This window comes from Streptomyces sp. 1114.5 (assembly GCF_003635085.1).
Lineage (GTDB): Bacteria > Actinomycetota > Actinomycetes > Streptomycetales > Streptomycetaceae > Kitasatospora.
The window spans coordinates 3,836,654-3,851,490 of record NZ_RBXE01000001.1 but is presented as its reverse complement, the minus strand read 5'-3'; the positions used below and the strand labels follow the sequence as shown (position 1 = coordinate 3,851,490).

The following is a 14,837-nucleotide window of genomic DNA, read 5'->3' as shown; positions in this document are numbered from 1 at the left end:
CCGAAGGGAACCGCCATGCCCAGGCTGCTGATCGGCAACTGCTTCACCGACGAACTCGCCGGCGACCCGGCGCTGCTGCCGCAGGCGCACCTGCAGACGGCCGCCGCCTCCGCCCAGCTGCTCATCTGGTTCGCCCGCCCGGACGACATCGTCGTCCTGCCGCAGGAGCCCGAGGAGGAGCTGGTCGACTACATCACCGCCCTGACCGGCACCCCGCGCTCCTCCTTCCAGGTGCTGGTGCCCCCGCCCGGCGTGGTGGGCACCGACCTGCTCACCGCCGACCGGCTGGCCGACCCGGAGTTCCGCGGCGACCTCGCCAAGGCCATCGCCGACCGGCCCGTCGAGGACGTGATCCCGCTGACGCCGGAGGCCTCGGTGGTCGAACTGGGCCGCGCGCTCGGCTTCCTGGAGGCCGTCCCCGGCCACGCCTTCGTCGGCCAGGGCGGCGGGATGCTGCTCAACAGCAAGGCGGTCTTCCGCGCGGTGGCGGCCGGCTCCGGCGTGCCGCTGCCGGAGGGCGGGGTGTGCACCAGCAAGGTCGACGCCGAGGAGGTCATCGCCGGCCTCTTCGCCAAGGGCTACCCGGTGATGGTCAAGCGCGACTACTCCTGCGGCGGGCTGGGCAACGAGATCGTCAGCCCGGTCGACGGCTACCGCCCGGTCGGCGCCGAGCGGGTGCTCGTCCTGCCCGACCGCGCCGCGATCCGGGCCTACCTGGACGAGCGGTGGGAGTGGGCCACCAACGGCAGCCGCTACCCGGCCGTGGTCGAGCGCTACGTCCCCGACAGCCGGGGCATCTTCGTGGAGTTCGTCATCACCGACGACGGCCCGGTCTTCTCCGAGCACGGCGAGATGCTCTCCGCGCCGGTCGCCAACGCCCAGGTGATCCCCTCCCCCGGGCTGCCGCCCCGCGCGCTGCCCGAACTGGTCGCCGCCGGCGGCCGGTTGTGCGAGACGCTGCGGATGATGGGCTTCCGCGGGCAGTTCTGCGCCGACGCCATCGTGACCGGCACCGGCGAGGTGATGTTCACCGAGTACAACGGGCGGATCACCGGTTCCACCCACATCTACACCGTCATCGGCCGGCAGCTGGTGGGGCCGGACTACGCCGACAGCCGGGTGCTCGTGGAGTACTGCAAGTGGCCGGTGCCCTCGTTCACGGCCGCCGCCGAGAAGCTCGCCGCGGCCGGCCTCGCCTACGACCGGGCCAGTCGCACCGGCGTCGTCCTGGTGAAGGCGTTCAGCCACGCCGACGGCACCGTGCGGTTCTGCGTGATCGCCGAGGACTTCGAGGCCGCCGAGGTGGTCCGCGAGCGGGTCGAGTCCCTGTTCCTGCCCACCCCGGCCTGACCGCGAGCCCGCACCCGCGCCCACGGCGCGTACCGACCTGATGAAGGATCAACCATGGCACTGCTGAACAGCTACGACGAGTGGTCGAGGCTGCGCGAGGTGGTCGTCGGCTCCGCCGAGAACTACACCTCGCACGAGCGCGAGCTCTCCTTCGACCTCTTCCACCACGACAACCTGATCCGCTCCGAGTGGTACTACCCCCGGCTGACCGCCCCTGGCTCCACCTCCGGCGCCGACGGCGGGGCGAACGGTGGCCAGGGCCCGGGCCGCCGGAGCGGCCAGTCGCCGATCAAGCAGCGCTACGTCGACGAGCTCACCGAGGACATCGAGGGCATCGCCGCCACCCTCCGCTCGCTCGGCGTGAAGGTGCTGCGCCCGCTCCCCCTCGACAAGGCCACCGTCGAAGTGCGCACCCCCGCCTGGTCGGCCGCCGTCGTACCGCCGCTCAACCTGCGGGACAACACCCTCGTCCTCGGCGACGAGATCGTCGAGACGCCGCCGATGATCCGCTCCCGCTACTTCGAGACCCAGCTGCTCACCCCGGTCTTCGCCGGGTACTTCGCCTCCGGCGCCCGCTGGACGGTCATGCCGCGCCCGCTGATGACGGACGCCTCCTTCGACCCGTCCTACGCCAACAGCACCATCGGCGGCCCCACCGAGCCGGTCCGCGACCCGCAGCCCTCCCCGTACGACGTCGGCTTCGAGATGATGTTCGACGGCGCGCAGTGCCTGCGGCTCGGCCGCGACGTCGTGGTCAACATCTCCACCGCCAACCACGCCCTCGCCGTCGACTGGCTGGAGCGCCACTTCGAGGGCCGGTTCCGCTTCCACCGGGTGCACCGGCTCAGCGACAGCCACATCGACAGCATGGTGCTCGCGCTGCGCCCGGGCACGCTGCTGGTGCGCTCCGAGAAGGTCGCCGAGCTGCTGCCCGAGCCGCTGCGCACCTGGGACCTGATCGTCCCGCCGGTGCCGGAAGTGAACAACTTCCCGCAGTACGAGGACGACGACCTCATCCTCACCAGCAAGTACATCGACCTCAACGTGCTCTCGGTGGACGAGGAGACCGTCCTGGTCAACGCCGCCTGCCCGGAGCTGATCCGCACCCTGGAGCAGGCCCGCTTCACCGTCGTCCCGGTGGTGCACCGCCACCGCCGGCTGTTCGGCGGCGGGTTCCACTGCTTCACCCTGGACACCGTGCGCGACGGCGGACCGGAGGACTACCTCGCATGAGCGCGATGCGCGAGACCCCAGAGGCCCACGAGGCCTACGACCACGACCGGGTGCTGGAGCGCTTCCACCTGATCGCCAACGGCCCCGCCCTGTTCAACGCGGTGGTGGCCGGCGCCGAACTGGGCGTCTTCGACCACCTGTCGCGGCACCCGAAGTCCTCCTTCGAGGAGATCCGCGCCGCCCTCGGCCTGCCCGCGCACCAGCTGCGCGTGCTGCTGTTCGCGCTGTGCACCACCGAACTGATCCGGCGCGACGGCGGCGCGTACCTGAACACCCCGGTCGCCGAGGACTTCTTCGCGGGCGAGGGCGAGGACGGCTGGCAGGACATCCTGCTCGGCTGGCAGCGGATCTACTACCCGGCCTTCGCCCACCTCACCGAGGCGCTGCGCACCGGCCGGAACACCGCCCTCGCCGCCTACCCCGGCAGCGAACCCACCCTCTACCAGCGGCTGGAGCACCGCCCCGAGCTGCAGGACGTGCTGCACCGCTCGATGACGGCGTTCACCCTGCGGTCGATGAGCGGCATCGTCGACCACCTGGACCTGGCCGGCGTGGACCACGTCCTGGACGTCGGCGGCGGCGACGGCACCACCGCCAAGGCGCTGGCCGCGGCCCACCCCGGCGTGCGGTTCACCGTCTTCGACATGCCGGGCGTCGCCGAGATCGGCACCCGCCGGATGGCCGCCCCGCTCGCCGACCGGGTCGCCCTGCAGCCCGGTGACATCTTCCACGACCCGTTCCCGCGCGACGCGCAGTGCGTGCTGTTCAGCCACTGCCTGGAGGTCTTCGACGCCGACCAGATCCTGGCCCTGCTGGCCAAGGCCCACGACGCCCTGCCGCCCGGCGGGAGGGTCGCGGTGTACGGGTACCATGCGGCGCAGGACGAGCAGCGCGGCCTCTACGGCGCCCGGCTCTCGCTCTACCTCAACGTGCTGGCCACCGGCCAGGGGATGTCCTACCCGGCGGCCGACTACGAACGCTGGCTCGCCGAGGCCGGGTTCGTGGACATCGGCACCGTGCCGGACCTGCCGTACGAGCACGGGCTCGTCACCGGCGTCCGGCGGTGAGGTGTGCTGCGGTGAGGCGGCCGGCGGTGAGGCGGCCTTCTGCGGGGACGTCACAGGAGGGGCGGCCGTGCGCTTCGGCATCGTGATCCTCCCCGAGCACCGCTGGCCCGAGGCCCGCGAACGGTGGCTGCGGGCCGAGGAGTTCGGCTTCGACCACGCCTGGACGCACGACCACCTGAGCTGGCGGTGGCTGCGCGACGAGCCCTGGTTCGGCTGCCTGCCGACCCTGGCCGCCGCGGCCGCCGTCACCTCGCGGATCGGGCTGGGCACGCTGGTCGCCACCCCGGAGTTCCGCCACCCCGTCCCGTTCGCCAAGGAGGTCATGACGATCGACGACGTCTCCGGCGGCCGGATGATCTGCGGGCTCGGCGCGGGCGCGGGCGGCTTCGACGGGACGGTGCTGACCGGCCGGGAGCGACCGCCGGCCGAACGGGCCGACCGCTTCGCGGAGTTCCTGCACCTCACCGACCTGCTGCTGCGGCAGCCGGTCACCGACCACACCGGCCACCACTACGGCGCGCACGGCGCCCGGATGATCCCCGGGTGCGTCCGGCGGCCCCGCGTCCCGCTCGCGGTGGCCGCCGGGGGACGGCGCGCGCTGCGGCTGACCGCCGAGTACGCCGACCTCTGGATCACCAACGGCACCCCCGGCCGGTTCGACGCGCTCCCCTATCGCGAGGCCCTGCCGCTGCTCGCCCGGCAGCAGGCCGCGCTGGACGAGGCCTGCGCGGAGGTGGGACGCGATCCGGCGACCCTGCGCCGGCTGCTGCACACCGGCGCGACCGTCGGCGGCGTCCTCGACTCCCCGGCGGCCTTCGAGGACGCGGCCGGGAGCCTCGCCGAGCTCGGGTTCACCGACCTGGTGGTCAACTGGCCCCGGGCGCAGCACCCGTACGCCGGGTCCACCGCCGTACTGGAGAAGATCGCCGCCGAGCTGGCGCGGATCGCCACCGCCCTGCCGACCGACCCGCCGAGGTGACGCCCGTGTTGAGCATCGACGACCTGCACGCCAGCGTGTCGGACCCGCTCCTGGACACGATGAACTTCCTCAACGAGATCACCACCCGCTACCCGCAGGCGATCTCCTTCGCCCCCGGGCGGCCGTACGACGGTTTCTTCGATGTCGAGCAGGTCTTCACCCACCTGCGCCGCTACCTGCGCCACCTGGAGGAGACCGGCTGCTCCCCCGGGCAGGTGCGCGACGCGCTGTTCCAGTACGGCCCGACCGCCGGGCGGATCCGGGAACTGATCGCCGACTCGCTGCGCAAGGACGAGGGGATCGACGTCCCGCCGGAGGCCGTGGTGGTCACGGTCGGCTGCCAGGAGGCGATGCTGCTCGCGGTGCGCGCGCTGCACGCCCGCCCGCAGGACGTCCTGCTGGTGGTCGACCCGTGCTACGTGGGCATCGCCGGGGCCGCGCGGGTCCTCGGCGTCGAGACCGCGCCCGTCCCCGAGCGCGACGGCGGCTTCCACTGCGACGAACTGCGGGCCGCGGTGCTCGCCGCACGGGCCCGCGGGCTCCGGCCCCGCGCCTGCTACCTCGTCCCGGACCACGCCAATCCGCGCGGCACCACCGTCCCGCTCGCCACCCGGCGCGAACTGCTGGACCTGGCTGCCGAGTTCGACCTGCTGATCCTGGAGGACAGCCCCTACCGGATGGTCAGCCCCGGGCCGCGGATCCCCACCCTCAAGGCGCTGGACCGCGACCGGCGGGTGGTCCACCTCGGCTCCTACGCCAAGACGCTGTTCCCCGGCGCCCGGGTCGGCTACGCCGTCGCCGACCAGCCGGTGGCCGACCGGGCCGGGCGCACCGGGCTGCTGGCCGCCGAACTCACCAAGATCAAGAGCATGGTCACGGTGAACACCTCCCCGCTCAGCCAGGCCGTGGTCGCCGGGATGCTGCTCGCCGCCGACGGCCGCACCGCCGAGCTCAACACCAAGACCTCGGCGTACTACGGCGACACCTTGCGGGCCACCCTGCGCCGCCTGGACGCGTGCTTCCCGCCCGAGCGCCGCGACGCCCTCGGAGTGCGCTGGACCCGGCCCGAGGGCGGGTTCTTCCTGGCCCTGGACGTGCCCTTCGTCGCGGACAACGCGGCCCTGACCCGCTCGGCCCGGCAGTTCGGCGTGATCTGGACGCCGTTGTCCTACTTCCACCCGCACGGCGGCGGCACCCACGGCATCCGCCTGTCCACCAGCTACCTCACCGAACACGACATCGCCGAGGGCATCTCGCGCCTGGCCCGCTTCGTCGAGGCGGAGGCGGCGGAGGCGTCCGGTGAAGGAAGGCCTCTTCGTTGACCCCGGCACCCCGTATCCGCAGCCCCCGTACACCGCGCGGCACCCGCCGCCAGTGGGGATGGACCCTCCGATGACCCTCAGCACCGTCGATGCCGCCATCGATGACCCTGCCGACGTCCGCGACGACACGGCGGGCTCCACGGCCGTGCCGCCCCCTGCCGTCGCCGTGCGCCGCCACAGCCGGCCCTCGGTGCTGGCCGGGCCCGGCCGGCCGGGCCGCGCCCCGGCCGCGCCGCGCATCGCCGGGGTCGGCACGGCGGTGACGGCAGACTCGTACAGCCAGCGCGAACTGCTCGACATCTTCCGGATCGAGGACCCCAAGGTCCGCTCGGTCTTCCTGAACAGCGCCATCGAACGCCGCTACCTGACCATCCCGCCCCGGGACGAGGACGGCCGCTGCCAGCCCGAGTCCCAGGGCGAACTGCTCGCCAAGCACCGCCGGCTGGCCGTCGACATGGGCTCGCGGGCCCTGCTCGACTGCCTCGCCGACGCCGGACTCGGCCTCGCCGACATCGACTACCTGTGCTGCGTGACCACCACCGGCTACCTCACCCCCGGCCTGACCGCCCTGCTGATCCGCGAACTCGGGATCGCCCCGGACTGCCACCGGGTGGACGTCGTCGGCATGGGCTGCAACGCCGGGCTCAACGCCCTCAACGCGGTCTCCGCCTGGGCCGCCGCCCACCCCGGGCAGGTCGCCGTGATGGTCTGCGCCGAGGCCTGCTCGGCCGCGTACGCCTTCGACGACACCATGCGCACCGCCGTCGTGAACAGCCTGTTCGGCGACGGTGCGGCGGCGATCGCCGTGGTCGCGGGCGAGGAGGCCACCCCGGCCGGGGATCCCGCAGCGGAGCCGGTCCGGGCGCCGGGCCCGCGGATCCTCTCCTTCGCCAGCCACATCATCACCGACGCCCTCGGCGCGATGCGCTACGACTGGGACGACGAGCAGATCCGGTTCAGCTTCTTCCTCGACCCGGAGATCCCGTACGTGGTCGGCGCCAACGCCGAGCGGGTGGTGGACGGCCTGCTCTCCGGCGCGGGCCTGCGGCGCAGCGACGTCGCCCAGTGGCTGGTCCACTCCGGCGGCAAGAAGGTCATCGACGCCGTCCGGCTCAACCTCGGCCTCACCCGGTACGACGTCCGCCACACCACGGGCGTCCTGCGGGACTACGGCAACCTCTCCAGCGGCTCCTTCCTGTTCTCGTACCAGCGGCTGCTGCGCGAGCGGGTCGTGCAGCCCGGGGAGTACGGCGTGCTGATGACGATGGGCCCGGGCTCGACGATCGAGACGGCGCTGGTGCAGTGGTGACCGACGGAACGGGAAGGGCGACGGAGATGGACGACGCGACCGCAACGGACGTGGTGACCCTCGCGATCGACGGCACGCAGCCGCTGTCGGCGGCCTCGGTGGCCGCCGTGGCGCAGGCCTGCGACCGGGTCCAGCACGGCCCCGGCGCCCGGCTGGTGCTGCGCGTCGCGGGCACGCCGGGCCCCGGCTGGACGGACGGCCTGACGGTCGGCCTGGTGAGCAAGTGGGAGCGCGGACTGCGGCTGCTGGAGCGCCTGCCCGCGCTCACCGTGGCCGTGGCGGACGGCGACTGCGGCGGCACCGCCCTGGACGCCCTGCTCGCCGCCGACTACCGGATCGCCACCACCACCGCCCGGCTGGTCATGCCGGTGACCACCGGCGGCGCGAGCGGCACCTGGCCGGGCATGGCCCTGTACCGGCTCGCCCGGCAGGGCGCGGGCGTGGCGACCGTCCGCCGGGCGCTGCTGTTCGGCGAGCCGATCGACGCCTTCCGGGCCCGGTCGGTGCAGCTGGTGGACGAGGTCTCCGACGACGTGCCCGGCGCGCTGTCGGCCGCTCTGGGACGGCTCGGCGCATCGACCGGGACGCCGGCCGGCAGGCTCTGCGGGGCCGAACTCGCCATCCGGCGCCAGCTGATGTTCGACGCGGGCACCGTCTCCTTCGAGGAGGCGCTGGGCGTGCACCTGGCCGCCTGCGACCGGGTGCTGCGCCGGACCGCGGACGGGGGAACGGCGTGACCGACGTGACCGACGTGCGTGACGTACCCGACGCGGCCGGCTTCGCCGCGGAGCTCGCCGCCGTCCGGGGTGAACTCCCCGCCGCCCGCAAGGCGTTGGCCCTCGCCGCCGAACGCTGCGAGGCCCGCCTCGCCGTCCTGCCCCCGCCCGGCCGCCGCTCGGACGCCGACCGCGCCGCCGCGGCCGAGGCCCACGACGAGGCCCGCACCCTGCGCCACGCCTTCCTGACCGCCCACGTCGACGCCGTCCACGACGAACTGACCGCCGGCCGCACCGCACACCTGCGGATCGGCGAACTCGCCGCCGCGGCGGCCCTCGCCTTCCCCGGGCTGGTGCCCGGCGCCGACGCCCTCACCGCCGAACACGCCCTCCCGCAGGCCGAGAAGGAGGGCCGGGAGATCGACCAGGGCCTGTTCTTCCGGCACGTCCTGGCCTCGCCCACGGCCGGCCCCCACCTGCTGGACGCGATGCTGCGCCCCACCGACCGCGCCCTGGCCCTGCTGCCGGAGTTCACCGCCACCGGCCGCGCGGACCTCGGCTCCGTCCGGATCGAGCGCACCGACGGCGCCGCCCGGCTCACCATGGTGCGGGAGGACTGCCTCAACGCCGAGGACCCGCGCCAGGTCGAGGACATGGAGACCGCCGTCGACCTCGCCCTGCTCGACCCGGGCACCGAGGTCGGCCTGCTGCGCGGCGGCGTGATGAGCCACCCCCGGTACGCGGGCCGGCGGGTGTTCAGCGCGGGCATCAACCTCAAGGCCCTGCACGGCGGCGGCATCCCGCTGGTCGACTTCCTGCTGCGGCGCGAACTCGGCTACATCCACAAGCTGATCCGCGGCATCCTCCCCGCCGACGGCCCCGACGACGGCCCCGCAGGCCGCCCGCGCTGGGACCGCCGGACGGTGGAGAAGCCGTGGGTCGCCGCCGTGGACACCTTCGCGATCGGCGGCGGGGCACAGCTGCTGCTGGTCTTCGACCACGTGATCGCCGCCGCCGACGCCTTCTTCAGCGTGCCCGCCGCTCAGGAGGGCATCGTCCCGGGGGCGGCCAACTTCCGCCTCGGCCGGGCGATGGGCGCCCGGCAGTCCCGCTCGCTGGTGCTCGGCGGCCGCCGCATCCGGGCCGCCGAGCCGGACGCCCGGCTGTTCGCCGACGAGGTGGTCGAGCCCGCCGAGGTGGGCGCGGCGGTGGAGCGGGCCCTGCGGGCGCTGCGCGGCCCGGCGGTGCTCACCAACCGGCGGATGCTCAACCTGGCGGAGGAGCCGCAGGACGCGTTCCGCCTCTACATGGCGGAGTTCGCCCTCCAGCAGGCGCTGCGGCTGTTCGGCGAGGACGTCCTGGCGAAGGTCGGCCGCTTCTCGGCGCGCTCCGCCCCGCAGCCGTCGAACCCGGAGACGGCGGCGCCGTGACCGAACCCCCGCGCGTGCTCTACGCCAAGGACGGGCACGTCGCCCGGGTCACCGTCAACCGGCCGGAGGTCCTGAACGCGATGGACCTGCGCACCCACGCCGAGCTGGCCGAGGTGTGGGACGACGTCCAGGCCGACGACCGGATCCGGGTGGCCGTGCTGACCGGCGCGGGCGACCGCGCCTTCTCGGTCGGCCAGGACCTGCGCGAACGCGCCCGGCTCGACGCCGAGGGCACGCCGCGCAGCTCCTTCGGCAGCCGCGGCCTGCCCGGCCACCCGCGGCTGACCGAGCGCTTCGGACTGGTCAAACCGGTGATCGCCCGGGTGGACGGCTACGCGCTCGGCGGCGGCTTCGAACTCGCCCTCGCCTGCGACCTGGTGATCGCCTCCGACCGCGCCGTCTTCGCGCTGCCGGAGGCCGGTCTGGGCCTGATGCCGGGCGCGGGCGGCGTGTTCCGGCTGGTCCGCCAACTGCCCCTGAAGGCCGCGATGGGCCACCTGCTGACCGGCCGCCGGCTGGACGCCGCCACCGCGCTGCGCTTCGGCCTGGTGAACGAGGTCGCGCCGCCAGGGGAGCTCGACGCCCGGACCGAGGCCTGGGTGCAGGACGTGCTGCGCGGCGCGCCGCTGTCGCTCTACGCCATCAAGGAGGCGGCGCTGGCCTCCCTGGACATGCCGCTCCCGGAGGCCTTCGGCACCCGCTTCACCTGGGAGGAACGGCGCCGCCACAGCCGGGACGCCATCGAGGGGCCCCGCGCCTTCGCCGAGAGGCGCGAACCCCACTGGACCGGGCTGCCCGCCGACAGCCCGGAGTAGGAAGCCGACTTCCGGCACCTTCGGGCGTCTTCGGGCGCCTTCAGTCGTCGGCGAGCGCCGGTGCCTGGGCGGAATCCGGTGCGGCCGCGCCCTGCTCGGAGGCCGTGCCCTGCTCGGAGGCCGCGCCCTGCCCTCCCGTGCCCTGCTCGGCGGGCTTCGGCTCGGCCATCCGGTAGCGGGTGAACTCGGGTGCCGCCTTGGCCAGCGCCAGCGCCCCGAGCACGCAGGCCACCCCGCCGGAGACCGCCGCGACCGCGGGCCCGACGGCCGCCGACACCAGGCCCGCCCGGACGTCGCCGAGCCGGGGGCCGCCGGCACCGACCACGGTGAGCACCCCGGAGGTCCGGCCGCGCAGCTCGTCGGGCGTCTCGTGCTGCAGGATCGAGGACCGCTCGACCGCGCTCACCGTGTCGGCGTAGCCGGCGACCGCCAGCAGCAGCATCGCCGTCCACAGTGAGCCGGCCAGCCCGAGCGCCCCGAGCGAGAGGCCCCAGGCGAACACGGCCAGCAGCGCGGCCCGTCCGAGCCGGCGGACCTTGGGCATCCAGCCGCCGAACATCGAGCCCAGGAAGGCGCCGGCGGCCAGCGCCGCCGAGAGGTAGCCGGCCAGTTCGGGGCCGCCGTGGAAGCGCTCCACCGCGAGGATCGGGAACAGCGCCGTGGGCATCGCGAGGACCGTCGAGTTGAGGTCCAGGACGTAGCACATCCACAGCACCGGGCGGGACTTGAGGTACCGGATGCCCTCGACCACCGAGGACAGGTCGGCGCGGCGTCCGCCGCCCTCGGGCAGCACCGACGGCAGCCCGGAGATGAAGGTGATGGCGAGCAGGAAGCACACCACGTCCACCGCGTACGCGGCGCCGTACCCGCCGAGCGAGACGGCCGCGCTGGCCGCCAGCGGGCCGCCGACGATGCCGACGGTGAAGACCAGCAGCAGCAGGGCGTTGGCGGCGGGCAGGTCCTCCGGTGCGACGAGCCGGGGCAGCAGCGCCCGCCGGGTGGGCAGGTCGATCGCGAAGAACGCGGCCTGGACGGTGACGCAGGCGTACAGCACCCAGAGGCTGTCGGTGTGCACGAGCGCCTGGACGGTCAGGGCCACGCTCACCGCCGCCGAGCCGGTGGAGGTGATCAGGATCAGCCGGCGCCGGTCCATCGAGTCGGCGATCGCCCCGCCGTAGATGCCGAAGACGACGATCGGCAGCAGGGCGGCGAGGCCGACCAGGCCGAGCGCGACCGAGGAGTGGGAGGCCGAGTAGACCTGCCAGGGCACCGCCACCTGGGTCACCTGGCTGCCCACCATGGTCAGGCACTGGCCGACGAACAGTCTCCGGAACGCCGGGGACCGCCGCAGCGGTGTGACGTCGGCGAGCAGTTCCTTCATCGGTGCTTCCCCCTGTGCAGAGCGAGCGCGGGCGCGGACCAGTCTTCGGCCGTACGGCGGCCGGCACATCGGGAGATCACGTCGTGTCGGGCGGGCGCCGGTGGGGCGGGGTAAGGGGCGGGTAAGGGCGTGCGCTCAGGGCTGCGGGGGCGGGCCGAGCAGGCGGCGGCGGTGGGCGGCGTCGACCGCCTCGGTCCGGCTGCCGGCGTCGAGCTTGGCCATCACCCGGGTCAGGTGGACGCTGACGGTCTTCTCGCTGATGAACAGCCGCTCGCCGACCTCCCGGTTGGTGAGGCCCTGGGCCACCAGGGCGAGCACCGACCGTTCCCGGCCGGTGAGCGGGCCGTCCGCTGCCTGCGGCGCCGCCGGCGACCGGACGCCGATCCGGCCGGCCAGGTCCTCGACGGCGGCCAGCAGCGGCGCCGCACCGAGGCGACGGGCGATCCGGCCGGCCTGGTCCAGGTCGGCGCCGGACTGCGCCCGCAGCGCCTGGCCCGCCCGGCGGCCGGCGCCCGCCGAGCGGGTGCGGACCAGCACCTCCGCCCGCCGCCAGAGCGCCTGCGCCCGGCGGTAGCGGTCGCCGCCACCGATCCCCTCCGGGGCGGGGAAGGCCGCGGGCGCGAAGGCCGCCGCGACCTCGGCCCACTGCTCGGCCGTGGCCTCGCCGAGCGCCGTCCGGTGCTCGGCGTCGATCCAGGCCAGCCAGCCCCGGGAGGGCGCGTCCCCGGCGCGCGAGCGGGCCCGCCGCGCCAGCGCGGCCACCCCGTCGGCGTCGCCGAGCCGGCCGTGGGCGGTCGCGCCCAGCGCGCACAGCGGCAGTTCCTCGGCCCGTCGGGCCGCCGAGTCCTCGCCGCAGTCGCGGTCGAGCGCCCGGCGGACCAGGTCGGCGGCCGCCTCCGGCCGGCCCTGCCAGAGCGCCGCCTCGGCCCGCGCCTGGGCGGCGAGCAGCGCGAGGTGCGGGGGCAGCGCCCCGTCGCCGAGCCCGGCCACCTCCTCACCCCTCGCTGCTGCCAGCACCGTTGCGGCAGCGTCCAGTTGACGAGTGATCAGCTCCGACCCCGGGACGTGCTCGGGTCGCAGTGCCCGGTCGGCCCCGGCCCAGTCGCCGGCCCGGAACAGCGCGAGCGCGCGGGCCGTCCGCAGCCGCAGCCCGTACTCGCTCCAGGTCGTCCCGGTCCGGTCGGCCCGCTCCTCGCCGGCCGCGAACTCGGCCACCGCCCCGGCCGGGTCGCCGGCCAGCAGCCTGGTCAGCCCCAGGCCGTAGTGGGCGCGCAGCTCGACCCCGAAGTGCCCGGACACACCGCCGTGTTGGCGCATGTCGGCCAGGACGGCGGCGGCACCGGGGCGGCCCAGCCCGGCGAAGGCCAGCGTGATGCGCGCGTCGGCCTCCGCGCCCAGGGCGTCGCACTCCGGCCCGTACGGGTCCGTGCCGGGCGCGAACGCCTCCTGCGCACCCGCCGCCAGGGCGTCCCGGACGGCGCTCGCGGCCTGTTCGGCCGCCTCCTCGGCCCGGCCCAGCCGGTGCAGTGCGCGAGCGAGCAGCGCATGGCTCCAGGCCCGGTCGGCGGACGGCGGTGCGGGGGCCAGCAGGCGCAGCGCGATCTCGGCCTGGCGGGCGGCCCGTTCGGCCCGGCCGGGGAACTCCAGCAGGCGCAGACCGTACCGCAGCCGGGTCGCGGCCGCGACCGCCGGATCGCCGTCCGCCTCGGCGAGTTCGACGGCCTTCTCCTGGAGCGCCAGGGCCCGTTCGGGTTCGCCGCTGTCGCCCGCGCCCATCGCGGCGAGCCTGGTCAGGCCGACGGCGCTCGCCCCGGTGACGGCGGCCGCATCGGGCACGGCCGGCCAGAGCTCCAGGGCGCGTTCGCCGTGCGCCAGGACCTCGCCGAAGGCGCCCCGGTGCGCGGCGTCCCGGGCGGCGCGCACGCTGGCATCGAGCGCCAGCGGGAGGTCGTGCGCGGCCAGCGCGTGGAAGGCCGTGTCCGCCGCGCTGCCGCCGGCCTGCTCCAGCAGGGCGGCGCACCGGGCGTGCAGGCGGGCGCGCGGGCCGGGGAGCAGCCGGTCGTACACCGCTTCGCGCAGCAGGGCGTGGCGGAAGCCGAAGTGCCGGACGGCGGCGGTGCGGGCCGCCGGGGCGGTCGTGGGGGGTGACTCCGGGATCAGCACGCCGTGGTCCAGGGCCTGTTGGAGTGCGTCGTCCAGGTTCGCGCCGTCCAGTTCGGCGAGCGCCCCCAGGGTGCCGGCGGGTGTCGGGTGGCCGATCACGGCGGCGGCCCGGAGCAGGAGCCGGGTCGGGTCCGCGAGGTGGTCGACCCGGGCGGCCAGCACCTCGGACAGGCCGCCGGTCAGAGCGCTCGTCCCGGCCGTGACCAACTCCTCGGCGAAGAACGGGTTTCCGTCGCAGCGCCGGGCGATCAGTTCGAGCTCGGCGGCGCTCAGCGGTGGCCGTCCGGTCTCCGGGGCCGCCAGGGCGCGGACCAGGTCGAGGGTCTTCTCCCCGGTCAGCGGGGCGAGTCGGAGCCGGTGCACGCGCGGGAGCCGGTAGAGCTCGGCCAGCACCCGGCGCAGCGGGTGGTGCGGGCCCAGGTCGTCGCTGCGGTGGCTCACGACGGTCAGTACCGGCCCGATGCCCGGCCGGGAGAGCAGGTAGGACAGCAGGTCGAGGCTGGAGCGGTCGGCCCAGTGCAGGTCCTCGACCACCAGCACCACCGGGGTCTCCCGCGCCAGCTCCCGGACGGCCGCCTGCACCGCCGAGAACATCCGCACCCGGCCGGTGCCCGAGCGCTCGTCCTCGGGCGTCGGCCCGGCGGTCAACAGCCTGAGCGCGCCGCGCCGTTCGGGAAGTTCAGGCAGTTCGGAAAGTTCGGAAGGTTCGGGCAGCCGGCCGGCCGCCGCGGCCTGCTGCACCAGCTCGGCGAACGGCAGGTACGGCAGGGCCGAGCGGGTGTCCACGCAGCGTCCGGTCAGGACCAGCGCGCCTTCACGCCCGGCGGCGGCCGCGAACTCCGTGATGAGCCGGGTCTTGCCGATGCCCGCCTCACCGGACACCAGGACCGCCCCGGGCTCTCCGGCCCTGGCACGGGCCAACGCGCCGAGCAGGTCGCGGAGTTCGCCGTCCCGCCCGACGAGTTCGGTCCCGGTCCGGCGTCGCAGCACGGCGTCGAGCATGGCACGGGCGCCGGAGGTGATCAACGAACCGCGCCCCTCACCGACCCGCTCCTTTCTGCTCCGACCCGCC

General features: G+C 75.0%; 11 protein-coding genes. 9 read left to right on the top strand and 2 right to left on the bottom strand.

The features are described from left to right. Window positions 1–15 precede the first annotated feature (15 nt). The 9 genes from BX285_RS17305 (at window position 16) to dpgD (ending at window position 10,221) form a co-directional block, all read left to right on the top strand. On the top strand, window positions 16–1,350 hold the full coding sequence (locus tag BX285_RS17305) for a peptide ligase PGM1-related protein (RefSeq protein WP_121175596.1): 1,335 nt from the start codon (window positions 16–18) through the stop codon (window positions 1,348–1,350). A 54-nt stretch (window positions 1,351–1,404) separates the two neighbouring features. Beyond that, window positions 1,405–2,583, top strand: coding sequence for a glycine amidinotransferase (locus tag BX285_RS17300; RefSeq protein WP_121175595.1), 1,179 nt, complete (start codon window positions 1,405–1,407; stop codon window positions 2,581–2,583). A 5-nt stretch (window positions 2,584–2,588) separates the two neighbouring features. Then, window positions 2,589–3,650, top strand: coding sequence for a methyltransferase (locus BX285_RS17295; RefSeq protein WP_183107086.1), 1,062 nt, complete (start codon window positions 2,589–2,591; stop codon window positions 3,648–3,650). A 67-nt stretch (window positions 3,651–3,717) separates the two neighbouring features. Beyond that, the gene (locus BX285_RS17290; protein ID WP_121175593.1) at window positions 3,718–4,629 is read left to right on the top strand and encodes an LLM class flavin-dependent oxidoreductase; all 912 of its coding nucleotides are present in this window, start codon (window positions 3,718–3,720) and stop codon (window positions 4,627–4,629) included. 5 nt (window positions 4,630–4,634) lie between these two features. Continuing rightward, entirely contained in the window at window positions 4,635–5,951 is a 1,317-nt protein-coding gene (locus tag BX285_RS17285) for a PLP-dependent aminotransferase family protein (protein WP_398900472.1), read from the top strand. Window positions 5,952–6,021: 70 nt separating this feature from the next. Further along, window positions 6,022–7,260, top strand: a complete 1,239-nt coding sequence (gene dpgA / locus BX285_RS17280) for a 3,5-dihydroxyphenylacetyl-CoA synthase DpgA (RefSeq protein WP_097238796.1) — start codon at window positions 6,022–6,024, stop codon at window positions 7,258–7,260. A gap of 26 nt (window positions 7,261–7,286) precedes the next feature. Further along, window positions 7,287–7,997 carry an enoyl-CoA-hydratase DpgB gene (dpgB, locus tag BX285_RS17275; RefSeq protein WP_097238795.1) on the top strand — a complete coding sequence of 237 codons (711 nt, stop codon included), beginning with the start codon at window positions 7,287–7,289 and terminating at the stop codon, window positions 7,995–7,997. A gap of 95 nt (window positions 7,998–8,092) precedes the next feature. After that, window positions 8,093–9,406: a (3,5-dihydroxyphenyl)acetyl-CoA 1,2-dioxygenase DpgC gene (gene dpgC, locus BX285_RS17270; protein WP_121177593.1), complete on the top strand. Its 1,314-nt coding sequence runs from the start codon at window positions 8,093–8,095 to the stop codon at window positions 9,404–9,406. Further along, window positions 9,403–10,221 carry an enoyl-CoA-hydratase DpgD gene (gene dpgD, locus BX285_RS17265; protein ID WP_097238794.1) on the top strand — a complete coding sequence of 273 codons (819 nt, stop codon included), beginning with the start codon at window positions 9,403–9,405 and terminating at the stop codon, window positions 10,219–10,221. The genes dpgC and dpgD overlap by 4 nt, the downstream gene beginning before the upstream one ends. Window positions 10,222–10,261: 40 nt before the next feature. Here dpgD and BX285_RS17260 read toward each other — a convergent pair whose 3' ends face one another. Both BX285_RS17260 and BX285_RS17255 read right to left on the bottom strand, forming a co-directional pair. Further along, complete coding sequence (locus BX285_RS17260; protein WP_183107085.1) at window positions 10,262–11,602, bottom strand: MFS transporter; 1,341 nt, start codon at window positions 11,600–11,602, stop codon at window positions 10,262–10,264. A 135-nt stretch (window positions 11,603–11,737) separates the two neighbouring features. Continuing rightward, the gene (locus BX285_RS17255) at window positions 11,738–14,791 is read right to left on the bottom strand and encodes a helix-turn-helix transcriptional regulator (RefSeq protein WP_121175591.1); all 3,054 of its coding nucleotides are present in this window, start codon (window positions 14,789–14,791) and stop codon (window positions 11,738–11,740) included. Between the last annotated feature and the right edge of the window lie 46 nt (window positions 14,792–14,837).